We start from the raw sequence: 24,244 nt of genomic DNA, 5'->3' as shown, positions 1-24,244 counted from the left end.
AATAGCTTAAACACCTCAACCTTCAAATCATGCAAGCAGGCAAACGATACACGTTTTTCCAGACTTCCAACTGGTCTAAAAAATACATTTTTACTTTCCTGGTTTTTGATACTGCGGTAGTTGCAACTTTTGCCCTGGCAAATCTTGAATGGCTCAACCTGCCCTGGCAGCCGATTTCGCTTATCGGTATTGCAGTGGCTTTTTACCTCGGCTTCAAAAACAACTCTTCCTATGAACGAATGTGGGAGGCGAGAAAAATCTGGGGAGGGATCGTAAACACCTCACGATCGATCACTGTGATGGCCAGAGAGTACATCAACGGTGAAAACTCGACTTCCAAACCTTCTGACGAGGAATTAAAGAAAACAGTCCGAGAGTTCGTTGACCGTCATATCGCGTGGTTGCAATCACTCGCTCTCGAGCTCAGAAAAGTTCAGGGCTGGGAACACACCGATAAAGGACATCAGAAGCTCCGTGAGAAATTTGGCACAGATTATTCCGAAGAGAAATTTCAGAATCTCAAAAAGTATTTGTCGGAAGAAGAATTCAACTACATTCTGAAAAAAGGAAATCGCTCTTCGCACCTGCTGAGTTTGCAAACAAAACACCTCATGGCTCTTCGCAGCGCGGGTACCCTGGAGCATTTTCGCCACTTGCAAATGCAAGATCAAATTACTGAGCTCTACACGCTACAAGGCAAAAGTGAACGCATTAAAAACTTTCCATTTCCACGTCAATACGCCACTGTCACCTATTTCTTTGTGGTGCTTTTTATTATTCTTCTGCCATTTGGAATGATCAACATTTTCAAAGATCTGCCCGGCTACTGGATCTGGGTTGCTATACCGTTCTCAGTGATTTGTTCATGGGTGTTTTGGATGATGGAAATGATTGGTAGCACCAGTGAAAATCCATTTGAAGGACTCTACAACGATGTGCCAATCTCATCTATGGCAACTTCCATCGAAATCGATATTCTTCAAATGCTCGATGAAGATGAACTTCCGGAAAGTATACAACCCGTTGGGAACATGAAGCTTTTGTTTTAACTCGAAAACTCCTAATTGAGGTTGAGCTGACTTTCCAAAGAACAATTTGTCCCTTCAATACTTTCTATTGTTGAATCAAAGCCGAATAGGAATTGAAAATCAGAAGAAAATTCGATCTGGACGAGAGAGACGTTGACCGCGTAATTGCCATGGCCTGGGAGGACCGAACTCCGTTTGAGGCCATTGAGTTTCAGTTTGGGCTGGTAGAAAAAGACGTCATCAAGCTGATGAAAGAGGAAATGAAGCTTCGCAACTGGAAAAAGTGGCGCGCACGTGTGCAGGGAAGAAAAACCAAACACCGCCAACTTAGAGACAACACCATTGGAAGATTCAAATCAGCCGCTCAAAAACACATTACAGGCAACCGAATCAGTAAGAAGAAGTATTAGATCTCACTCCGGCATCAATCCTACTTTTGAGAAGGCTCCATCGACTGTGATGTGAGCTCCACTCACGTAGGATGATTTGTCCATTGCCAAAAATGCGGCTATCGAAGCCACTTCTTCGGGTTCTCCTACCCTTCCCATCGGTGTGCTGTTCACTATCTTTTTTCGCTTCTCCTCGTCCTTCAAAATCTCCTTTCCAAGCGGGGTGGCGATGTACCAGGGATGAATGGCATTAACCCGAATGTTGACTTTTCCCCATTCAACAGCCAAAAAGTCGTTCAAGCGATCCATGGCTCCTTTACTCATGTGATAGGCTGCTGTGCTGGTTCCCACGATGTTCATCGAGGTAATGGAAGAAATGTTGATCACTGAGCCGTTTCCTGCACTTTTCAAGCTGTTATAAAACTTTCTGGAAAGGTCGAATGAACTCTCCACATTGATCGACATGATCTTGTGAAGATCATCGAGTGTGTAGTCCTGTGTTGATTTACGAATGTTGATTCCGGCATTGTTGACTAGAATGTTGAGCGTCTTAAATTGGTCGTTCACAAAACTGACAACTTTGCTTCTGCCCTCTTCAGTGCCGACATCTGCGGCAATTCCCTTACAGTTCAACCCCAGTTTCTGGTAATCGGTAACCAAACGCTCAATATCTTCCACGCTACGGGAAACGATTATGGTTTTAGCTCCCAGTTGTAGAAACTCCTCATTGACTGCCTTACCGATTCCTTTAGTACCTCCGGTGATCACAGCTGTTTTCCCTTCTAGATTCCATCCTCTCATGCATTTCTGTTTTGTTGAATCATCGAAGGTAAAGGATTACTTAAATCTCTCGTGAATCTCTTTTTCAAGCATTTCACGGTGATCTGGGTGAGCGATCGACATCAAAGCTTTGGCGCGTGCTTTCATGTTTTTACCAAACAAATCAACCACTCCATACTCCGTCACGATGTAGTGCACGTGTGCTCTAGTAGTGGTCACACCAGCTCCAGGCTTTAGCTCAGGGACAATCTTCGAGAGTCCTTTGTGGGTGATCGAAGGCATAGCAATGATAGCTTTTCCACCTTCTGATAATGAGGCCCCACGGATAAAGTCCATTTGGCCTCCCACTCCCGAATACTGACGTTTCCCGATCGTGTCGGCACAAACCTGTCCGGTGATGTCGATTTCAATCGCACTGTTGATAGCTGTTACCTTTGGGTTTCTACGAATTATTGCCGTGTCGTTGGTGTATGAGGCCTCTTTCATCCATACCTGAGGATTGGCATCGACAAAATCGTAAAGGCTTTGAGAGCCCAGTGTAAAGCAGGAAACGATCTTGCCTTTGTCGACCGCCTTTCGACTACCGTCAATCACTCCTTTTTCAACAAGAGGGATTACACCGTCTGAAAACATTTCCGTGTGAATTCCCAAATGTTTGTGATTATCGAGTTTGTTGAGCACCACATTTGGAATCGCTCCAATTCCCATTTGAAGTGTAGCTCCATTTTCAACCAGCTCCGCCACGTGACCACCGATCTGCTCTTCGATTTCTGTGGCAGGGGCCGCGGCCTTGCCAAAAATCGGCTGCTCCACTTCCACACCATAATCTATACGATCCTTGTGAATTACACCGTCACCTTGAGTTCTCGGTGCTTTCGGGTTGATTTGTGCAATTACAGTTTTAGCTTTGCTCAGTGCCGCAAGACTGACATCTACAGAAGCTCCAAGGGAGCAGAACCCATGTCTGTCGGGCGGTGAAACTTGAATAAATGCGAAATCGAGCGGGATAATTTCTCGTGTAAAAAGCAAATGAGCTTCACTCAGAAAAATCGGGGTGTAGTCACCGTCACTTGCATTCACGTCATCACGCACGTTCGAAGCCACAAACAAACTGTTAACTCGAAAGCTCTCGCGATTCTCCCGAAGCGTGTACGGTGCGCTTCCTTCTGTGTGGAGATGAACGATTTCTACATCTCTCAATTCAGCATGTCTTGCGCAGAGCGCTTCAATAAGCACCTGAGGTGTCATGGCCGCACCCTGAATAAAAATACTACTTCCTGATTGCACCCAGCTCACTGCCTTTTCTGCACTAACTAACTCCATAATTTTTTTGTTTCTAGATTTCTACTGCAAATGTAAGTTCACTCAGCCACCACATTGTTGACCCAGGTCATGCTACTTCATTAGAGTGGTCACTTTTGTGATTAGAATAAAAAAATATAAAACTAGAGCTGTATAAAATTGATTTTTTGTGATCGCCATTTGAAAGTTTGATAGCCATTCTTTTGGTAAACTTGAAATGGAGCTTCCTTATAAATGCTGGCCTTGCCACACTTAAAGATTCTCCAATTACTTATTGAACCACAAAAACATAGCTATGAACTCTACTTTACCATCTTTTGGTCCGAAAGTACTTTTATTAATCGCAACACTTTCGATGCTGTTGATTAGTTCATCAGGATTTTCACAACAGCAATATGCCGACTTGCAGAGTTTCGGGTTTATCGAAAACAACGGTCAAATTCACGATCAGAATGGGAATGCCGCAGATCACGTGTCATTCCTATGGGCTTCGGCTCGTGGATTAAACGTCCAGCTGCGACAAAATGGACTGAGCTACGATACCTACAGAAGTGTGAAAAATGAAGGGGTCCCCTTCTATCTTAGTCAAAAACCTCAGGCTGCCAAGTTCAAAATTCAGCGTATCGATATCGATCTTTTAGGATCAAATCCAGAATCGAAGCTAGTGGCTGCCAGCCCTGCACCGGATAAAATCAACTTTTACAAATCACTTCGTGACGAGCAGGGAACTTCTGCACGACATTTCAGCAAAGTGACTTACGAAAATATTTACGAGGGAATCGATCTGGTTTGCTCAGTTGACAAATCGCACGGGGGTAACTTCAAGTACGATTTTGTGGTGGACGAAGATGCTGACCTTTCACAAGTAAAGTTGCGCTACTCGGGCTTTACGGATGTTGCTTTTAGCAAAGACGAAATTCGGTTCGGACTGGAAAAGGGCTTACTCACAGAGTCGATTCCTGCAAGTTGGTTTGCTCCTTCGGGAAGTGATGCCCAGGTGGAGTACGAACTTATTGAAAAGTCAGATGAGTTTATCACAGTCGGATTGAAATTGGTGAGCGAAAAACATCCCAATCAACAACTCGTGGTCGATCCAGAGCCATACTTGCATTGGACCTTTGCCTTTGGCGATTCCCTGGTTGATTACGGAACTGCCGTTGCCCAGGATAGAGGTCACCCCTATTTTGTTGGAAACACGCAAATGATGATGAACATAGCCACAGCAAACTCTACAAGTAGTCTGGACTCAACTATAACTTACAATATAGAATTTGGCGGTGGAGAGTTTGACGGATTTCTAACCCGAAGAAACTTCGTAGGTTTTCGCGTATTTAGCACTTATATCGGAGGAACAGGAGACGATTTTCTCGAGGCCGTAGATGCGAGAAACCACGAAATAATAATTGCAGGAAATACAAGCGGCTCTGAGGGATTAGCTACTGACACTTCTTTTATGTCAGCACCTGTAGGAGGATCAGACTGCTTCTTGGCTAAGCTTGATACGCTAGGCCGTATGAAATGGTCATCATACCTGGGTGGTTCCAACCAAGACACAATTACCGCTTGTGCTATTGATACCCTCGGTAATGTTTTCATTTCTGGAGTTACCAACAGTCCTGATCTTTTCAGTTTTGCCACTGAAGCTCCCGACAGTGATTATGCCGGTGGTCTGGACGGATTTATCGCAAAGTTTGACACGGCCGGACAGGTTGTTTGGTCGACTTTTATTGGAGGGCTAGAGGACGATTACGTTGACGATATTCATGTAGACTCACTGCTAAATCTCTATGCGTGTGGATATTCATTTTCTTCAGAAGGTATTGCAACTGATGGTGCCTTCCAGACCTCTCTAGCTGGACAGCAAGACGCTTTCTTAACCAGATTTGACACAGCGGGGACTCGGATTTGGAGTACCTACTTTGGAGGCGATTCACTTGATGTAGCTACTGGCATTACATCCATTTCTGGCGAAGTACACGCCACGGGATACACACGATCTACAAATGGAATTGTTGGTCCAGATACTCCAGATTCTCTCTCTACTTCGATAAGCGGACAGGAAGATGCATTTGTATTAGCTCTCGACACATTGGGACAGCTCAAATGGTCGAAATACATTGGCGGAGATCAAAATGATCGCGCCTATGCCATTGCCCGAGACCGCGCCAATTCAATTTACATTGCCGGGGGAACAGAATCAGAGTATGACCTGATTGAGGTTAATGATGCTATTCAACCTTTATTTGGCGGTGCTTCAGATGCATTCATTATGAAACTTGACTCAATTGGAGAACCCGTTTGGCAAACCTACTACGGAGGTGACTCTGTAGATGTCGCCACGCACATCGATGTGTATGGTTACACCGTAGTGTATTTCACTGGTCATACCAATTCTCCTGAAACCATGGTCGGTGCCCCCGCTGACTGGCTTGAGTTTGGCGGCAACACCGATGCGCTTATGGGTAAATTTATACAAAAGCAAAGCACACCTGCTGATGGGATTTCCGGAGGCTATGGCGGAGGTGGCGGAGGAGGTAATGGCAATTATGGCGGTGGTAACGAAGCCGTAGATCAGATCAACCTTTGCCTGGGTGATACAATGTTTCTCTCTACTGTGGGCGGTGCAACAGGATATGGATCAAAATGGGTGTGGTATGCCGATGGCTGTGGAGCCGAGGGTGGTGGCACTCTTGTGGACACCGGAAATGTCGCCATTATTACCCCCGACACAACAACGACTTATTTTGTAAGGGCCGAAGGTCTCGATGACGTCAGTTCATGCTCCGACATCACCGTTCACGTTGTTACTCCCCCAACAACAGAAATTGCTCCTCTTGACACCCTCTGTCCAGGAGATTCTCTCACACTAGACGCATCAGGTCAAGGCTGGTTTGAATGGACCGGGCCCAATGATTTCGTGAGTGAAGATTCACTTCCAACCATCGACACCCTCGTAGCTGAAAATGAAGGTTGGTACCACGTCATGCTTTCCAATGCACCAAACTGCTTCGACACCGATTCGGCCTACCTAAATCTTCTTGAGTTCGAAGCTTTCGAATGGGAAGCCAGTCCGGTTAGTTGCTGGGATGCAGCAGATGGAACTATCGAAGTCAACTCGCTCACTGCAGATTCCCTCATGATTTCCTGGGGCGACCCGTCTCTCACAGGCACTTCCCTTTCTGGCCTCGAAGCCGGTGGGTACCTACTCCACGTGGAAAATCCAATTGGTTGCTTTGTGGAAGACTCCATCTACATCGAAGAACCTCCCTCTTATCTCGACAGTTTGTTGATTGATCCTACTAGTTGCGGCTTCGATAACGGATCGGCAACTGCCCAGCTCATCGACCCTTCCGGAGACTATGACATCGAATGGAGTGATTCGGAATCTACTGACCTTTCAATTTCGGATCTGGCTTCGGGCGAGTATCAGTTGATGATCACAGATACTGCAGGGTGCACCGAAACGATTGGCTTTGAAATTCTTTCTTCTGACTCTATTCAGGTAGCTGTTCAAACTGTCCATGACGCACTTTGCTTTGGAGAGGAAAGCGGATCAGTTGACATCGCAGTTTTCAACGCCTCAACACCAGTAGATGTGGAAGTTGAGGGTAGCTACTTCGAAACTCTTGAAGACACTACAGCGACTCTCGAAGGTTTTGAAGCCAATGATTACAATTTTACCGTAGTGGATTCACTGGGCTGCGAAGCGCAAGGTAGTTTTACGATTGGCCAGCCCGACTCGCTCAGCATCGAATCTATCATCGAACCAGCAACGTGCGGAGATGCTGGAGGTCGTGCTATTATTACAGCTCTGGGCGGATCTCCGGTTTATTCTTACTATTGGCCATCGCTGGCAGACACAACAAATTCTGTAGAAAACCTTGAGGCAGGAAACTACACCATTCAAATTACAGACTCCAACGGCTGTATGCTTTCTGAAACTATCACGATCCCGGATCTTGGTGTTTTGGATTTGAACATCAATCCGTCAAGCCCGACTATCGACCTCGGTGATTCTGTTCAGGTAGAAGTAACCACTATCCCCGAGACTGAACCCTTGCTCTACGTCTGGGAACCGTCTGATGGATTGAGTTGTGACGATTGTCCCAACCCATGGGCTTCTCCATCAATAAGCACGGACTATCTACTCACTGTCATTTCTCCTGAAGGGTGCGAGAATGTTGACTCTTTGTCTGTGAATATTGAAGTTCGCTGCAATGACGTGTTTGTTCCGACAGTCTTTTCGCCAAATGGAGATGGAAATAACGACAAGCTGAAAGTTTTCAATAACTGCATCAAAACAATGGACTTTGCTGTCTTCAACCGCTGGGGAGAAATTGTTTTTGAAACTGATGACCCCGATCGCAGCTGGGACGGTAGTTTCCGTGGTGAGCCCGTGAGTTCGCAAAATTTCACTTACTCGCTTCGAGCAGTTTTGGAGGACGGAACAGTTGTAGAAAAATCAGGAAACGTGAGAATTCATAGATGAGATTGAGGACTGATCACATATCAACAAACTTCAAGTCTGTAGTTGCAGGTTTGGTTCTGGCGGTGCTCCCATTTTGGGGAGCTTCGCAAGATCCATTGTTTTCTCAGCAGGGAAGCACTCCACTCATGATCAACCCGGCACTCACCGGTTCAGGAGTTCAATACCGTGGAATTGTAAATTACAGGACACAATGGAGACAACTAGGAGCACCTTTCACCACAGCTGCTGCCTCTTTCGATATGGCTTTGCAAAAAAGTTCCAGGGACCGAAAAAGCAACAAAGGTCGTCCGGCAGTAGGAATCAATTTCATGACTGACCGCTCCGGCAGCCCGCAATTAAAGCATTCATCAGTGAATTTAAACGGAGCCTATCAGGTGTACTTCAACAACCGGACAACGCTGGGCAGTGGCATTTACGTAGGATTCAACACGATGTCACTCGATGAAGCTTCCGGTGAATGGGGAAGCCAATATGTTAACGGCCAATACAACCCTGATGCTCCACACGGAGAAAATCTCACCAACATGCAGCAGTCTAGCATCGATGTTGGTGGCGGACTCGTCTTTTCGAAATCTGATCCTGGTGGTCGTCAGTCTAAAACACTTCGCTCCTACTCAGTGGGTGCTGCATTTTATCATGCTGGTCAAATACCTCTCACTGACGAGGTATTATTTACCGACCGGAAGGCCATCAGGTGGAGCGGTTTCGCAGAGTTTGAATTCCGTATTGAATCACTGGGTGGTGCGTTAAAACCCTCAGTTTATTATAACAGACAGGGGCCTTCACAGCAGATTCTTTTTGGATCTTTTTACAAATTCACTTTGGTTGAAGGGTCTAGTTTTCAATCGATCAGCGGACAGTCAATTTCCGCTGGAGCATTCTACCGATGGGATGACGCTATCATAGGTAAAGTGCTTTACGAAACTGGTAGCTTTGGAGCTGGACTTGCTTACGATGTCAACATTTCCGGACTGAAAGAATACACCAACGGTCGTGGGGCAATAGAAATCATGCTAAGCTACAAGGTAGGCTCTTAAAAACTGGACTTCGATTTCAGTGTCAAAAACAATCTAATGAAGCTTTGGCAGTTTTATTTAAAAACAATTCGCCAGCCATGAAATCGATCTCGACAGTACTTCTCGCACTTTTTATTAGTGCTACCCTCACCGTTTGCTCACCGGCCGGAAGCACTTCACCTGATAGAGGTAAAGTTGTCCCCTGGCAAAACGGTGACATTATTTTCCAAAGTGGTTCATCGGACTTCAGTCAGGCAATTAAACTCGCCACAAAATCGGAATACAGTCACATGGGAATACTTTTCGAGAAAGACGGTGAATGGTTTGTTTTTGAAGCCGTTCAACCTGTGAGAGCTACCCCAATCGAAGACTGGATCGATCGTGGAGTGGGCGATAAATTCATCGTGAAGAGATTGAGAAATGCCAACCAGATTCTGACATCAGAAGTGTTAGCAGAAATGCGAAAAATTGGAGCTGCTCAAATTGGGAAAAACTACGACAGTGCTTTCAATTGGTCGGATGAGGAAATGTACTGCTCGGAATTGGTGTGGAAGATTTATAGGCGCGCTGCAAACATCGAAATCGGAGAGCCAAAACCGCTGAAAACTTATGACCTCAGCCACGAATTGGTGAAGCTGCAATTGAATAAAATCCACGGTTCAGATTGGCCTCTGGACGAACCTATGATTTCGCCTCAGGCGATGTTCAAGAGTGAATTGATAGAAACCATAACCAATTGACAAAAAGCAATTCACTCCTGTTTTATTCATATTTTTGAAGTATGACTGTTCAGAAACTCAAACAGAAAATCATTGATGAGCTTAAAGAGCAAAATGATCCGGTAATTCTCGAATCGGTTCTCAACTTGCTCAACATAAGTTCAAATGACTCCTATTCATTGCTGAACGATTCGCAAAAAGAAAGCCTGAGGATTAGTCGTTCGCAAATTCAGGGCGGTGAAACGCAAGATCACAATGAGGTTATGAAAGAAATGAGGCAATGGCTGAAAGACAAATAAAATGGTCCAACCAGTCAAAACACGAACTTGCAAAAATCCTGGAGTACTACTTAATTCGAAATGACTCTGCTGACTACTTAAAAAACTCCTTAATCGATTTGATGAAGCCATTAAGTTACTAACCTCAAACCCATTTCTCGGCATACAAAACAAGGACGATGAATCTAGAGTACTGGTTCTCGGGAGCTTTTCTATTATTTATGAGTTTGATGAGAATATGTTTTTTGTGCTATCCATTTGGGACGACAGACAAAATCCAGAGAAAAAAATAAGAAGAAAGAAGTAACTATCTACTTCTCTGCTTTTCCGATGATTCTTTTCTGATAAGTCCTAAAATCAATAGCTCGGCACTGGCCGGATTCGTTGCCAGTGGCACATTCTGGCGATTGCACTCGCGGACAAAATCACTGACTTCTTTTTCGTAGTCCTGCACAATTTCCGGGTCGCGGAAAAACAAAGCCAAACTGATATCGCCATTTTTCACCAAATCTGTGAGTTGACGATAACCGCCTTCCTTACCAGCTTTCAGATGTTCTACAGGAACTTTGAGCTCTTCCTTTTCTACAAAATCTGCTGTGAGCCCTGTGGCTACCAGCTCTCTTCCCCAAAGCCAGTCTTCTCGCTCTTTTAAAAAGCTAACAAGCTTTGGCTTCATCTCGTTGTGGGCTACGATTGCAATTCTCGGCATGGATTTTTTATTTGTGAATACGCGAATTCAGATTCGATTATCTCGACATCAACAGTCACATTTCAAATTTTGTTGTACTCAAAGTGATACTTTACCAGATTCTCGAGCGGCTTTTGGACAATTCTGCCAAGCTCGACCTCCTCTTCAAGGCAAGCCACTTCGAGACAAGCTGAAAAATGATGCGCCACCGAACCGATAAAATGAACCGGTACGTTGTGGCCATCGGGAAAGCAAAGCACGTGGTAGCGCAAAAACTCTCTCATGCCATTCACCAGCCATTTTTGAATGTGAGGATGCTCCTTGTGTTTACCGATGAAGTTGGTAAAACTCGCCAGGTAAACGTTGGCATGCGGCTGGCGATAAACGCGTTCCAAAAACTCGTTTTTGTCCAATTTAAACTCTCTTTCAAAATCTTCGTGAATTTCGAGGGGAAGCCTCTTATAGAAAAACTCCCGAAGCAAAATCTTACCGAAATAGCTACCACTGGCTTCATCACCAACAATGTAGGCCAACGAAGGCACTTCTTCGTAAACCTCTTCACCATCAAAATGACAACTGTTGGAGCCAGTTCCCAGAATGCAGCTAATGCACGGCTCACCGGTGTAGGTGGCGTATGCAGCGGCCACCATGTCGTGATCTACTTCGATCTTCGCGTTTGGAAAAACAGACTTCACCCCTTCTCTTATGATTCCTTTCAACTTGTCGTTGGAGCAACCAGAACCGTAAAAGAAGATGTTTTCAACTTCGCCTGACAGTTCAGCGAGCTCCCGATTTTTGCAAATCTCCATCTCCACGTTTTCGGCTGAGTGGAAATAAGGATTCAGGCCGATTGTGTTCAGAACCTTTATCGTTTTTCCAGATGCATCGGCCAGTGCCCAGTCGCATTTTGTAGATCCGCTATCGGCAATTAAAATCATTTAAGCAGAGAGTTTTGTTACTAGATCAGCAAGTCTTTGCGCATAGCCCATTTCGTTGTCGTACCAGGCCATTACCTTCACCAGATTTCCATTGGCGCTCGTCATTTCGCTATCGAAAATGCAAGAATGTTTGTTACCGATAATGTCAACCGAAACTATGGGGTCGGTGCAATACTCCACGTACTCTTTCATTGCGCCTTCAGCAGCTTTCTTCACTGATTCGTTAACTTCTTCAACTGTGGTTTCCCGCTTAAGTACCACAGTCAAATCTGTCATGGATCCATCAGGTGTGGGCACGCGCACCGCACATCCATCGAGTTTTCCTTCGAGGTGCGGAATCACTTTACCCACAGCCTTGGCAGCTCCTGTTGTGGTAGGAATCATCGAAAGACTGGCCGCACGGGCTCTCCGCAAATCCTTGTGTGGCGCATCCTGCAGCCTTTGGTCGGAAGTGTAAGAGTGAATCGTGGTCATGTAGCCTTTTTCAATTCCAAATTCATCATCCAGAATTTTTGCCAATGGAGCCAGGCAGTTAGTTGTGCAAGAAGCATTCGAAAGGATGTCGTGGTTTTCCTCCAGCAGTTCGTCATTCACTCCCAGTACAATCATCGGGATGTCTGCGGAGCCGGGAGCGGAAATCACCACTTTTTTGGCTCCTGCTTCCAGGTGCTTCGAGGCTCCTTCGCGTTTGCGAAATTGGCCCGTGCATTCCACTACCACATCAATGCCCAGATTATCCCATGGCAGAGTGGATGGATCTTTTTCCGAGAGCACTGTGATGCGCTGACCATTAACAATTAACTTCTTTCTATCCACTTCGACTTTGCCAGGAAACTTGCCGTGAACGCTATCGTAGCGAAGCAAGTGAGCCAGCGTTTCTACATCCGTGAGATCGTTGATTGCGATCACTTCTACGTTTTTCTTTTCGAGCAAGCTTTTCAGTACCAACCGGCCGATTCGGCCAAATCCATTTATAGCAACTTTCATATTCAATCTTGTTTAAATTGAGAGGATTTTCGACATCCTCACTTCTTCTTCATTCAACTTCGATTTCTTAGAAATGGCATCGGAAAAAGGAGTGTAGACATCCTCGTCATTAATAATTCCCGCCATCACATCAGTTTTACCATCGAGCAATCCTTCTACTGCTGCAACGCCCATTCTGGAGGCAATGACTCTGTCGAGGCACGATGGAGCTCCACCGCGCTGAATGTGTCCGAGCACTGTCACTTTGGTTTCGTAGTGACTGTATTTTTCATTCACTTTTTTGGCCACCTGATAGGCGCCTCCGTTGGCATCTCCTTCGGCAACTATAACAATGCTGCTGGTTTTCTTTCGCTGTTCTCCTTTTTCGAGAATTTCGATCAGTTCGTCAATGCTCATTTCCTCTTCGGGTAGCATGATGGCAATGGCGCCTGTGGCCATTCCAGATCGCAGTGCGATGAAGCCCGAATCGCGGCCCATCACTTCCACAAAAAAGAGACGATTGTGAGAACTGGCTGTGTCGCGAATTTTGTCCACCGCCTCTATGACCGTGTTAGTTGCCGTGTCGAAACCAATGGTGTAATCCGTTCCGTGGAGGTCGTTGTCGATTGTTCCGGCAATGCCAATCACGGGAACTCCGTGCTCTTTGTGAAAAATCTGCGCTCCGGTGAAGGTTCCGTCACCACCGATAGTCACCAATGCATCTACACCAGCGTCTTTTAGGTTCTGAGCAGCTTTAGCCCTTCCCTCTTTTGTTCTAAACTCTTCAGATCGAGCTGACTTCAGCATCGTTCCACCTAGTCCTAAAATTTTGTTTACCGATCGAACATTTAAAGTCTTAAAATCTCCATCGATCAACCCATCGTAGCCGCGATAAACACCAGTACAATCGATGCTGTAGTAGGCGCATGACCTCACCACTGCGCGAATTGCCGCGTTCATTCCAGGGGCGTCACCTCCGGAGGTAAGAACTCCAATATTTTTAATCTTGTCAGACATCGATTTTTTCACTTATTCATTTTTAAAAATCATCACACCACGTGCTCCATCGCTGTCGGAAAACCCTCGAAACATTCCGCTGGTGTTGAAACTCATCACGGCATTACCAAGGTAATCCACTCCGATGATTCCTCCGTCTCCTCCCATTTCTACCAGTTCTTTCATCACGACTGCATCTGCGGCTTCCTGGAGCGTTTCTTCTCCGTGAAGCATTCTGGCTGAAATCTCATGAGCCACTGCAGCTCTGATAAAATACTCACCGTGACCGGTGCAGGAGATTCCGCAAGTACGATTGTCGGCATACGTTCCTGCACCCACTACTGGCGAATCCCCAATTCGACCGTGTTTTTTCCACATCATTCCACCTGTACTAGTTGCAGCTGTAATGTTTCCGTCCTTATCCAAAGCGGCACAGCCCACAGTTCCGAATTTAAATGACTTTGGGATTTCAGCAGTTTCTCCATTGGCTTCAGCTTCTTTCTCTTTTTTAATTCGTTCGTATCGATCAGACTTGTCTTTAGTGATGAAATAGGAGTTGTCGCGCAATTCGAGATTCTGATCTTCGGCAAAAATTTCTGCTCCGCTGCCACTAAAAAAAACGTGATCGCTTTCTTCCATGACTTTTCGTGCGGCTGAGATGGGATTTTTAACATTTCCAATTCCTGTGACTGCCCCGCAGTTACGATCTTTTCCCCACATGATGGATGCGTCCATTTCGGCTTTGCCATCGCTTGTAAGCACGGCTCCTCTTCCGGCATTAAACAAAGGGCAGTCTTCGAGATAGTTGATGGTTTGCTCAACCGCATCCAAACTTGAGCCTCCGTTTTTGAGGACTTCTTCACCAATCGACAAGGCCGTGTCCAGATGAGCCCGATAAGCCTGCTCTCTTTCACCATCCATATTTTCTGGAGTCATGTACCCCGCACCACCGTGCAGCACAATCGACCACTCCTTTTTCTTGGCTGCTTCTACCTTGGGATTTTGATCCTCTGGCTTTTCCGAAGGATTGGAACAAGAAAAGAGAATGACTAAAGAAAGTAAAGCTAGAATTGAAATCTTTTTCATTTGTAATAGGTTAGGTTAAAAGCTGAAAGTTAGCAATTTCAACAAAACCTGGAATCAAATAAAGACACTCAAACTAAAGCTTTACATGAGTAAATATAAATGACTGGTTTACAATTATTTATCTATCTCTTTGAAAATGGTGTGACCACGCTTGAATCACTTCCCTGAACACGAATAAAATACATGCCGGAAGGTAGATTACTTACATCTGCAAAAGCCCTGGAGGCATCCTGAAAATTGAATTGCACTTCAATAATCTGGCCTGCAGAATTGACAATTTCAAGCCGAGAGTTTTTCTCAACTCCTTCTACAAAAATGCTGTCGGAAGTTGGATTTGGATAGACTTTGATTTCACCTTTGGTGTTCTCTTCAACAGAAACATTTGTTAGATCTACTGTGTTCGTTTGAATCGCACAGCCATCTTCGTTTTCTACCACCGCATAGACTTCTCCATTTTCGGACGGAGCAAACACCTGATCATTTTCACCTTCTACCAGCTCTCCATTGAGGTACCAATAGTACTGTGCTCCTTCACTTGCGCTGGCAGCATTGAAATCAACGTTTGCCGAAATCTCCGGGTCGAAGTCACCGCAGGGATCCACAATTTTTTGAACATTTCCATTAATGTCCACGATGTAGGGCTGTCCGTTGATGTCAGCAGCAAAAGCCACATATCCAAAAGTGCTCGTCTCCAGAAGAGTGTTCTCCTCGAATGATCCTTCTTCGGATTCCACCAAACTGATGATGTCTCCAGCACAGTAGTCAGTGAAGAAATAGTGTCCAAACAGTCTTGGGAATTGAGAACCGCGATAAACGATGCCGCCAGTAATGGAGCAGAAATTGTCACCACTGTGTGAGTATTCGGCTATGGGAAAGAAAAAATCGCCACTGCAGTCATCGGTGTTGTATTCGTAAGAAGCTTCGTAGCAGCGCCATCCATAATTCAGCCCACCTTCAGAATCACCGGGCTCCACATTGATTTCTTCCCATTGGTTTTGACCAACATCTGCGGTCCACAAATCGCCATTCTCGTCATCAAAAGTGTAACGCCAGGGGTTTCTCATCCCTATGGCCCAAATCTCGTCAAGCGTAGAAGCATCGTCTACGAAAGGATTGTCGGCCGGGATGCCGTAAGGATCACCGCTGTCAACATCTATTCGAAGCATCTTTCCCAAAAGCTCTTGTGGATCTTGTGCATTGTTCTGTGGATCACCTCCACTTCCGCCATCTCCGGTTCCAATGTACAGGTAACCGTCTGGTCCGAACTCGAGACCACCACCGTTGTGGTTGCTAAATGGCTGCGAAATTTCCAAAAGGATTTGCTCGGAACTATCATCTGCAACATCGGGATCGGAGGAAACCGTAAACTCCGAAATGACGGTGTCGCCACTACCATCTGTGTAGTTCACGAAAAACCGACCGTTCTCCTGATAATCAGGGTGAAACGCCAACCCCAAAAGCCCTTGTTCGCTGGCCGTGGAGAGACCATCGATATCTAGAAAGTCTCCGATAAAATCGCCATCGAGATTGTAAATCTCTATGATTCCTGAGTTTTTTTGAATCACAAAGAGCCTTTCGTCACCTGCATGTTCTAAACCAACAGGGTTGCTGAGTCCGGAAATAAATGGCTCCAGTTCAATCTCTAGGGGCGAAGGTTCCTGAGCATTGGCCGTAAACGCAAGAAGAGAAATAGTTAAAAACGCTATCAATCGGTTAAGCATACTTTCTATTTTTTTGGTTTGAATTCCAAAAATAAGAGAATGTGCGACTTTGACTGAGTACAATGATGTGCAGTTCGAGGATTGTTACCCGTCTGCCGATTTAAAACAAATTGGGACAGGCCGTCAGATTTTACGCAATAAAGTTTAGATTTTTGTTTTGTAGAAAATGAATTAGAGAAAAGGAAATGATTCACCTCATGACCGCCATTCTCCTATATTTGCGCAGCTTCTAAAAAAGCATCATCCGTGAAGAAACTCTCACAACTTTTACTCAAATCATTTATCGGACCTTTTCTGGTGACCTTCCTGGTGACCATGTTTATGTTCGTGATGCAGTTTTTGTGGAAGTATGTGGATGACATGATGGGCAAAGGAATTGAACTCCACATTATTTTGGAGCTATTGGTTTACGCGTCTGCCAGACTGGTCAACCTTTCTCTGCCACTGGCCATTTTGCTTTCCTCAATCATGACTTTTGGCGGGCTGGCCGAAAACTACGAGTTGGCGGCAATGAAATCGAGCGGACTATCTCTGCTCAGGATTATGCGTCCGCTAATCGTCTTCATGACAATTTTTGCCCTGGGAGCTTTCCTCTTTGCCAATAATGTTTGGCCGATTGCCAACCTTAAATTTAAGTCGCTGCTCTACAGCATCATTCAGCAACGGCCTGCACTCAATCTAACTGATGGGGTTTTCTACAACGGAATCGAAGGAATCAGCATGCGCGTGGGTCACAAAGATGAAGACACCAACGAGCTGACAGATGTGTTGATTTACGACCACCGCGAAGCGTACAAGGGAAACCGAACGGTGATTCGCGCTGAGAATGGGAAGATGCAGCAGACTGAAGACAAGCGATTTTTAGTGCTAACTCTTTTTGACGGCCACAGTTACGATGAGCAAACCGCCCCATCAGGCCCGCAGCCGGGCTACCCAAGTATTACTAATCATTTCGAAAAGGCAATTCTTAGGATAGATCTCTCCGGGTTTGAATTTGGCAAGACCGATGAAGACCTGTTCAGAAACTCTTATGAGATGATGACACTGGGGCAACTGGATTTTGCCATCGACTCGATTAAAAACAGGGTCGAGCAGCGAAAAGTCGATATTCAGAAGTACGTATTGAAAAATATGTACATCACCAGAGACAGCATCAGGTTTCAGCGCTACAGCGATTCTCTTGCTGTGCTACCAGATAGTGTTGCAAACCGGCAGTTCTTCCTGGAGCGACTCACTCCTTCACAAAAAGCCAGAGCTATCGAGCAAGCTCAAGACCTGAGCCGCGGAGCAAAGAGCTACATTGAAAGAGTTCAAAAAGACATGGAGGGGAAACTCAACTACGTCAACAAACACAAAATTGAATGGCATCGAAAAATTTTCCTTGCCTTTGCCTGTATCGTGCTCTTCTTTGTGGGTGCACCTCTCGGAGCCATCATCCGCAAAGGAGGACTGGGATTGCCCACAGTGGTTGCACTCGGTCTTTTCATTGTTTACCACGTTCTCACTATCATTGGCGAAAAGCTCGTGCGTGAAGATGTTTTTGAGCCTGTGGTAGGAATGTGGATGAGCTCTGTGATCCTCTTTCCATTGGGAGTATTTTTGACCTACAAGGCTGCAACGGATTCTACTCTTCTCGACAGAGAAGCGTACTCGAAGTTTATTGACAAAATTTTTAGAAAAAAGAAAAAGATCGGAGAATGAAGGTTCTGCAACTCTGCCACAAACCACCTTTTCCTGCTGTAGATGGTGGATGTATTGCCATGGAAAACATAACCCGTGGATTAATCGAACAGGGCTGTGATGTGAAGTTGCTCACTATCTCTACGCATAAGCACCGACTTGAACTGGAGAACGTCCCAAAGGACATACTTGAAAAGACTAAAATTGAAGGCGTTTTTGTAGACACCAGAGTCAATATCGTTGACGCCTTCAGCAGCCTCATCACTCAGGATTCCTACAACATCAGCCGGTTTTTTTCGACCGACTTCGACATCAAACTCACCGAGCTTCTGCAAGAGGAATCGTTTGACGTAATCCATCTCGAAAGTCTTTTCATGACACCTTACATCGGTACGATCAGGCGAAGTTCAAATGCGAAAATCGTTTTGCGAAGCCACAACCTCGAATACATAATTTGGGATCGGATAGCGCGAGGCACGAGGAGCATTGCCAAAAAAGCTTATTTGCGCTATTTGTCGAGAAAACTGAAAAAGTATGAACTGGACGTGATGGAGCAAGTCGATGGAATCGCCACCATCAGCGATGAAGACCTAAAACGTTACAAGAAACTCGGCTTCGAAAAGTCAATGGTGAACATCCCTTTTGGGATAGACTTCAACAATTACGTTTGCCCGGTAGATAACAAGCCCAGGCTCGCCCTTTTTCATTTGGGTAGCATGAACTGGATGCCCAATCTCGAAGGAGTTTTATGGTTTTTAGAAGATATCTGGCCTACCATTCACGAAAAGTTTCCTGAACTCGAGCTTCACCTTGCTGGGCGAGAAATGCCAGACGATCTGATGGATGAGCCTCAGCCGAACGTTCACATCATTGGTGAAGTTGAAGATGCCAAAAAGTTCATTTGCTCAAATGCGATAATGATAGTCCCCTTGCTGTCTGCCGGTGGAATTCGAGTAAAAATCATCGAAGGAATGGCTCTCGGCCGGGCGATCATCAGCACTTCTGTTGGAGCCGAGGGAATCGACTGTAAAAACGGTGAAGACATCATGATTGCGTCAAATGCCAAACAATTTGTAGCAGCTATCCAAAAGTTTGTCGACAATCCGGAACTGGCTGCTCAGATGGGCGAAAGAGCAAGAGAATTGGTCAGCAAAAAGTACGACAATCACAAGTTGAGCGCAGAGCTCGTTGAATTTTACAAATCGCTGTCTGCCTAATGAAGCTCTTCGTACTCCTATCGCGTATTCCCTACCCTCTCGAAAAAGGAGACAAGTTGCGTGCTTACCATCAGGTGAGACTGCTGGCGCAAAAGCACGATGTTCACCTGTGCTGCCTTACCGACACCGTCCCGCATCCAGAAGCCAGGAAAGAGCTAGAGCAAATCTGCGCTGAAGTAACCATTATCAGGCTCAACAGGCTTTTGATCATTTGGCGCATGTTCATGGCTTTTTTCTCAGATAAGCCTTTTCAGGTCCACTACTTCTACCAGTGGAAAATTCACAGGCAGATTGAGCGGCTCATAAAAAACGTAAAACCAGATCACATTTACTGCCAGTTGATTCGCACTACCGAATACGTGAAAAACCTGCACACCATTCCGAAAACGCTGGATTACATGGACGCTTTCAACAAAGGGATGGATCGCAGGATTAAAGACGCTAAGTGGTATTCAAAATGGTTCCTGAGCAAGGAATCGAGAAGATTGGTAGCCTACGAGAATTTGATTTTTGACTACTTCGAAAACCACACAATCATTTCTGAGCAGGATCGCAAGCTCATTTTTCATCCCGATCGCGATAAAATTAAAGTGATCCCAAACGGTGTCGATTTCGAATTCTTTAAACCCCAGAAAAAAGAGAAGAGGTTTGACCTTCTGTTCACAGGAAACATGAGCTATGCTCCTAACGTGAACTCGGCAATTTACCTTATCGATGAAATTCTGCCAGAGCTACAAAAGGAATTCCCTGGGATAAAAGTACTGATTGCCGGAGTCCGGCCCCATCGCAGCATCCTGGAGAGAAAAAGCGACTCGGTGATTGTTTCGGGGTGGATGGAAGACATCCGAGATGCCTATGCCGAGTCGAAGATCTTTGTTGCTCCGATGCTCATCGGTACTGGCCTTCAAAACAAGCTCCTGGAGGCTATGAGCATGGAATTGCCTTGCATAACTTCTCCCCTGGCCAACAACGCGCTGGGTGGCAAACCAGACCAGCACCTGCTCGTTGCTAAATCCACAAAAGGATATGTCGAAGCTATCAGCCAATTGCTGAAAGACTCAGAAAAAGCTCAGGAGATGGGAAAAGCAGGAGGAACCTGGGTAAGAAAAAACTTCGATTGGCAAAGTTCAGTGCAAATTCTGGAAAAATTGATCAAAGGATAAAAACCAGAATCCATCACAGATTCCAAACTCCCGGAAGTTTGTCTTTTGCCAACTTCGCGAATTGGGCTAATTTTACCCAAATTGAACTGCGCTGAAGAAGTTGTTGTTGGAATGCTCTAAGTGCAGTTTACTTTTTTAGACAATCAGAAAAATCCGAATAGATGAAACTCAAGAATTACGTTCAGGGAAAATGGATTGAAGGCGAAGGAGACGGAAAGCAACTCTATGATGCAATTACTGGAGAGGAACTCGCAGTAGCCAGCACAGCTGGTATCGATTTCGAGGGAGTTCTAAATTACGCCAGAAATATCGGTAGCCCGGCTCTCAAGAAAATGACTTTCCACGAGCGCGGCCGCATGATCAAAGCCATGGCGCTTTTCCTCTTCGAACGAAGAAAAAAATACTACGATCTCAGCTACTCTACTGGTGCCACCAAAGCCGATAGCTGGGTAGACATTGACGGTGGAATCGGAAATCTTTTTGCTTACGCAAGCCTCAGAAAACAATTCCCGAACAAACCTTACTACGTGGAAGGCGATGCCGCTCCGCTTTCAAAAGAAGGAACTTTTATTGGTCACCACATTTTGGTACCTAAAGAAGGTGCGGCTATCCACATCAACGCATTCAACTTCCCGGTTTGGGGAATGCTCGAAAAAATTGCGGTAAACCTTCTAGCTGGAGTTCCAGCTGTGGTGAAACCCGCAACACTCACTTCCTACCTCACTGAGATGGTGGTGAAAGACATGATCGAATCAAAAATCTTTCCCGATGGAGCGCTACAATTGATTTGTGGGTCGGCAGGAAATCTCCTCGACTTTGTACAGCCACAGGATGTAGTGACTTTTACTGGATCTGCCGATACCGGTAGAATGCTCAAAACCCACAAGGCGATCATCGAAAACTCCGTTCCGTTTAACATGGAAGCGGACTCTCTCAATGCCGCGGTGCTTGGCGAAGATGCCGTGCCCGGAACAGAAGAGTTCGACCTGTTCATCAAGGAGGTTCGAAGAGAAATGACTTCTAAATGTGGACAAAAATGTACCGCAATTAGAAGAGTGATTGTTCCGGAAAAACTCATTGAAGACGTGCAAATTGCTCTCGGAAAACAGCTTTCCAGAACAGTGATCGGTGATCCCAGAACGGAAGGCGTGAAAATGGGTGCACTTGCTGGAAAAGAACAAGTTGAAGAAGTTCGCCAAAAGCTAAAAGAGCTCAACAAAACCAGCGACATGGTTTACGGTGATCTCGAGAACTTTGAGGTTAGCGGAGCTGATAAAAACAAAGGATCATTCTTCTCCCCTGTTCTGCTGCTCAACAAGAACCCGCTCCAAAACATGGAGAGTCACAACATAGAAGCGTTCGGACCTGTGAGCACGCTGATGCCTTATAAAGACATGGACGAAGCAATTCAGTTGGCCAACATGGGTAAAGGTTCGCTGGTTTGCACCATGGCAACTTTTGACGACAGTCTGGCCAGAGAATTTGTACTCGGTGCAGCTTCTCACCACGGAAGAATTTTGATTTTAAATCGCGAAAGCGCCAAAGAATCAACCGGTCATGGTTCGCCAATGCCGCTGTTGGTTCACGGTGGTCCCGGTCGTGCTGGAGGTGGCGAAGAACTCGGAGGAAAACGAGGAGTCTTGCACTACCTTCAAAGAACAGCCTTGCAGGGAACGCCTACGAGCATTTCGGAAATCACACAGGTTTATCAGCGCGGAGGGAAACAGAAAGAAGCTGAGAAGCATCCTTTCCGCCAGCACTTCGAAGACCTCGTGATTGGTGAGACAGAGTTCACTCACAAGCACACTGTGACTGAAGCGGATATTACCAACTTCGCGAACGTGAGCGGAGACAATTTTTACGCTCACGTAGATGCTACTTCGCTGGACGGAACAATCTTCGAAGGCAAAGTGGCTCACGGTTACTACATTCTTTCTAAAGCTGCGGGAATGTTTGTGGACCCTAAGAAAGGACCCGTTTTGCTCAACTACGGAATCGAAGAATGCCGATTCACAAAACCGGTGTATCCGGGAATGACCATAGGTGTGAAACTGACCGTGAAAGAAAAAATCGATCAGGAAAAGCGCGAAGCAGACGATGTTGCAAAAGGTATCGTTAAGTTCCTCGTTGACGTATATGACGAAGAAGATGAAACCGTTGCCATTGCTACGATTCTAACAATGGTGAAGAAACGCAACCAGGAAGACTAAGGATGATCCTCAATAAAACGCCTTTTCACTTTCAGCCCGGAATTTCACTTTTGTTCCGGGCTGTTTTTCTTTTGCTTGTGTTCTGCCCTGCTCTGGCAAATGGACAAAAAGCAGTAACCATGGACAGCGTCTTTTCTGCCAACGATTTGGTAGAAGGTCTGCAGCTGCTGGAAAAGCGCGTCAGGGAAACTCATCAAAATCCTTTTACCTACTGCACCGAAGCTCAGCTCGACAGTGCTTTTGCTGCAGCAACTGACTCGGTAATGGAAGGAGCTACTTTTTTGGATTTTGCCGGATTTGTGGCGTCCGCACTAAGCGTGATGAAAGATTCCCACACTTACCTCAATTTCTCCATGCTCGGAAAGCACTACAAGAGAAATGGCGGGCTCTACCTGAACTTTTCAGTTTTGAAATCCGACAAAGGAGATCTCATAATTGAAAAAGACGGCCAGGACATTCTTCCTCCCGGGAGTTTACTTTTTACTATCAACGGTCATAATGTCTATGAACTCTACAAGGAAGTGGAGCAGTTTTCAATTTTTGAAGGCAACTCTATTCGCGGCAATCGAAGAATTACAGATGCTATTTTCTCTTCGATAGTCTCGATGATGATTCCGGTGGATACAATTAACAAAATCGAATACATCTCGCCTGGAGACAAACTCCCTCAACGAATCGATTACCCCGGAAAGGATTACAAGACGCTAAAATCGGAAGGAAAGAAAAAGTGGAAGGTCACACCTGAAGAGGATCGGGCCAAAACCTACGACCTTGAGTTTTATCCGGAAGACAGTCTTGCAGTTTTAAAAATCGGGTCTTTTGCCAAAGGCCGCAGCGGAAAGTACTACAGGTTTTTAAAGCGGTCGTTTCGCGACATCCGAAAAAGCGACACAAAATATCTCGCCATCGATTTGCGCGACAACATGGGCGGACAGACCAACAGGATGGAAGAAGTTTTCAATTATTTTTCTGAAGAGAAATTCACAGTCCCGAAGAGCATCATCGCCAAACAAAGCGAAATTTCAAAAGCCAATTACGAAAACAATTTCAACAACTTTCAGCGGTTCATGCTGAAGCTGTTTTTTGGAGGCAACGAAGAAGCGAGAAACTACATGCAAATCATCGAAATGCCGGTTGGCACTACAGATACACTTTACTACAACGAACCTGAGAAACGTTCCAAACGAAACTTTTTTGATGGTGAAGTATTTCTCCTGGTCAATGGGAAAACCGGATCTGCAGGAGTCAACTTTGCCGGTTGTTTTAAGAAGTATGAACTGGGGGCAATCATAGGAGAACCTTGCCTTGGACCACTTTGCGGTACCTGGGGCAACCCAGCACCCTATCAAATGAAAAACAGCGGGCTCAATGTTTACATTTCTACTATTCGCTCGAATACCACTTCTAGTTTTGAAGCAGACCCAACTCCTCTAGCTCCAGACTTTTATGTCCCCTTCGATCCAAGAGATCTTTTTCACGAACGCGATACACAACTAGAGTTTTTACTGGAAATTCTCCGAAATCCTTAGCCACATCAGGCTAACTGCACAAAATCCTTTTTGGAATTTGTTTAAAAAA

Annotated in this window: 19 protein-coding genes; 11 read left to right on the top strand and 8 right to left on the bottom strand. The window is 45.5% G+C overall.

The window, feature by feature from the left end; genetic code table 11:
* Positions 1-29: 29 nt before the first annotated feature.
* Together ABHV44_RS14700 and ABHV44_RS14695 are read left to right on the top strand one after the other, a co-directional pair.
* Positions 30-1,049 carry a bestrophin family protein gene (locus ABHV44_RS14700; RefSeq protein WP_459075472.1) on the top strand — a complete coding sequence of 340 codons (1,020 nt, stop codon included), beginning with the start codon at positions 30-32 and terminating at the stop codon, positions 1,047-1,049.
* A gap of 92 nt (positions 1,050-1,141) precedes the next feature.
* Positions 1,142-1,438, top strand: coding sequence for a TIGR03643 family protein (locus tag ABHV44_RS14695; RefSeq protein ID WP_459075471.1), 297 nt, complete (start codon positions 1,142-1,144; stop codon positions 1,436-1,438).
* 3 nt (positions 1,439-1,441) lie between these two features.
* Here the strand turns inward: ABHV44_RS14695 and ABHV44_RS14690 are convergent, their stop codons facing one another.
* Together ABHV44_RS14690 and ABHV44_RS14685 are read right to left on the bottom strand one after the other, a co-directional pair.
* Positions 1,442-2,218: a glucose 1-dehydrogenase gene (locus ABHV44_RS14690; RefSeq protein WP_459075470.1), complete on the bottom strand. Its 777-nt coding sequence runs from the start codon at positions 2,216-2,218 to the stop codon at positions 1,442-1,444.
* Between the two features lie 36 nt (positions 2,219-2,254).
* Complete coding sequence (locus ABHV44_RS14685) at positions 2,255-3,520, bottom strand: acetyl-CoA hydrolase/transferase family protein (RefSeq protein ID WP_459075469.1); 1,266 nt, start codon at positions 3,518-3,520, stop codon at positions 2,255-2,257.
* Positions 3,521-3,794: 274 nt separating this feature from the next.
* Between ABHV44_RS14685 and ABHV44_RS14680 the strand changes: the two genes are divergently transcribed.
* From ABHV44_RS14680 to ABHV44_RS14665, 4 genes are all read left to right on the top strand, one after another.
* Positions 3,795-7,988 (top strand): DUF7948 domain-containing protein, encoded by a 4,194-nt coding sequence (locus tag ABHV44_RS14680; RefSeq protein WP_459075468.1) that lies wholly within the window; start codon positions 3,795-3,797, stop codon positions 7,986-7,988.
* A complete protein-coding gene (locus tag ABHV44_RS14675; RefSeq protein WP_459075467.1) occupies positions 7,985-9,025 on the top strand; it encodes a PorP/SprF family type IX secretion system membrane protein in 1,041 nt (346 codons plus the stop codon). Before ABHV44_RS14680 ends, ABHV44_RS14675 begins: the two co-directional genes overlap by 4 nt.
* A 77-nt stretch (positions 9,026-9,102) precedes the next feature.
* Entirely contained in the window at positions 9,103-9,744 is a 642-nt protein-coding gene (locus ABHV44_RS14670) for a YiiX family permuted papain-like enzyme (RefSeq protein ID WP_459075466.1), read from the top strand.
* Positions 9,745-9,785: 41 nt separating this feature from the next.
* Entirely contained in the window at positions 9,786-10,022 is a 237-nt protein-coding gene (locus tag ABHV44_RS14665; protein ID WP_459075465.1) for a hypothetical protein, read from the top strand.
* Between the two features lie 286 nt (positions 10,023-10,308).
* On the opposite strand, the gene ABHV44_RS14660 is transcribed toward ABHV44_RS14665, so the two are convergent.
* The 6 genes from ABHV44_RS14660 to ABHV44_RS14635 form a co-directional block, all read right to left on the bottom strand.
* On the bottom strand, positions 10,309-10,710 hold the full coding sequence (locus ABHV44_RS14660) for a methylglyoxal synthase (protein ID WP_459075464.1): 402 nt from the start codon (positions 10,708-10,710) through the stop codon (positions 10,309-10,311).
* A 62-nt stretch (positions 10,711-10,772) separates the two neighbouring features.
* Entirely contained in the window at positions 10,773-11,627 is an 855-nt protein-coding gene (locus tag ABHV44_RS14655; RefSeq protein WP_459075463.1) for an ATPase, read from the bottom strand.
* Positions 11,628-12,614 (bottom strand): type I glyceraldehyde-3-phosphate dehydrogenase, encoded by a 987-nt coding sequence (gene gap, locus ABHV44_RS14650; RefSeq protein WP_459075462.1) that lies wholly within the window; start codon positions 12,612-12,614, stop codon positions 11,628-11,630.
* Between the two features lie 12 nt (positions 12,615-12,626).
* Positions 12,627-13,610 carry a 6-phosphofructokinase gene (gene pfkA, locus ABHV44_RS14645; RefSeq protein WP_459075461.1) on the bottom strand — a complete coding sequence of 328 codons (984 nt, stop codon included), beginning with the start codon at positions 13,608-13,610 and terminating at the stop codon, positions 12,627-12,629.
* Positions 13,611-13,622: 12 nt separating this feature from the next.
* Positions 13,623-14,675, bottom strand: a complete 1,053-nt coding sequence (locus ABHV44_RS14640; protein ID WP_459075460.1) for an isoaspartyl peptidase/L-asparaginase family protein — start codon at positions 14,673-14,675, stop codon at positions 13,623-13,625.
* A gap of 122 nt (positions 14,676-14,797) precedes the next feature.
* A complete protein-coding gene (locus ABHV44_RS14635) occupies positions 14,798-16,396 on the bottom strand; it encodes a PQQ-dependent sugar dehydrogenase (RefSeq protein ID WP_459075459.1) in 1,599 nt (532 codons plus the stop codon).
* Between the two features lie 246 nt (positions 16,397-16,642).
* Here ABHV44_RS14635 and ABHV44_RS14630 point away from each other — a divergent pair, with 246 nt between their 5' ends.
* The 5 genes from ABHV44_RS14630 (at position 16,643) to ABHV44_RS14610 (ending at position 24,195) form a co-directional block, all read left to right on the top strand.
* Positions 16,643-18,097: an LptF/LptG family permease gene (locus ABHV44_RS14630; RefSeq protein WP_459075458.1), complete on the top strand. Its 1,455-nt coding sequence runs from the start codon at positions 16,643-16,645 to the stop codon at positions 18,095-18,097.
* The gene (locus ABHV44_RS14625) at positions 18,094-19,293 is read left to right on the top strand and encodes a glycosyltransferase (RefSeq protein WP_459075457.1); all 1,200 of its coding nucleotides are present in this window, start codon (positions 18,094-18,096) and stop codon (positions 19,291-19,293) included. The genes ABHV44_RS14630 and ABHV44_RS14625 overlap by 4 nt, the downstream gene beginning before the upstream one ends.
* A complete protein-coding gene (locus ABHV44_RS14620) occupies positions 19,293-20,456 on the top strand; it encodes a glycosyltransferase (protein ID WP_459075456.1) in 1,164 nt (387 codons plus the stop codon). The genes ABHV44_RS14625 and ABHV44_RS14620 overlap by 1 nt, the downstream gene beginning before the upstream one ends.
* Positions 20,457-20,617: 161 nt before the next feature.
* On the top strand, positions 20,618-22,666 hold the full coding sequence (gene paaZ / locus ABHV44_RS14615) for a phenylacetic acid degradation bifunctional protein PaaZ (RefSeq protein WP_459075455.1): 2,049 nt from the start codon (positions 20,618-20,620) through the stop codon (positions 22,664-22,666).
* A gap of 2 nt (positions 22,667-22,668) precedes the next feature.
* On the top strand, positions 22,669-24,195 hold the full coding sequence (locus ABHV44_RS14610; RefSeq protein ID WP_459075454.1) for a S41 family peptidase: 1,527 nt from the start codon (positions 22,669-22,671) through the stop codon (positions 24,193-24,195).
* Positions 24,196-24,244 lie beyond the last annotated feature (49 nt).

The sequence above is a fragment of the Halocola ammonii genome (assembly GCF_049334165.1).
Lineage (GTDB): Bacteria > Bacteroidota > Bacteroidia > Flavobacteriales_D > Sanyastnellaceae > JBEGHD01.
Note: the sequence above shows the minus strand (reverse complement) of the source record. Positions and strands in the feature narration are given on the sequence as shown.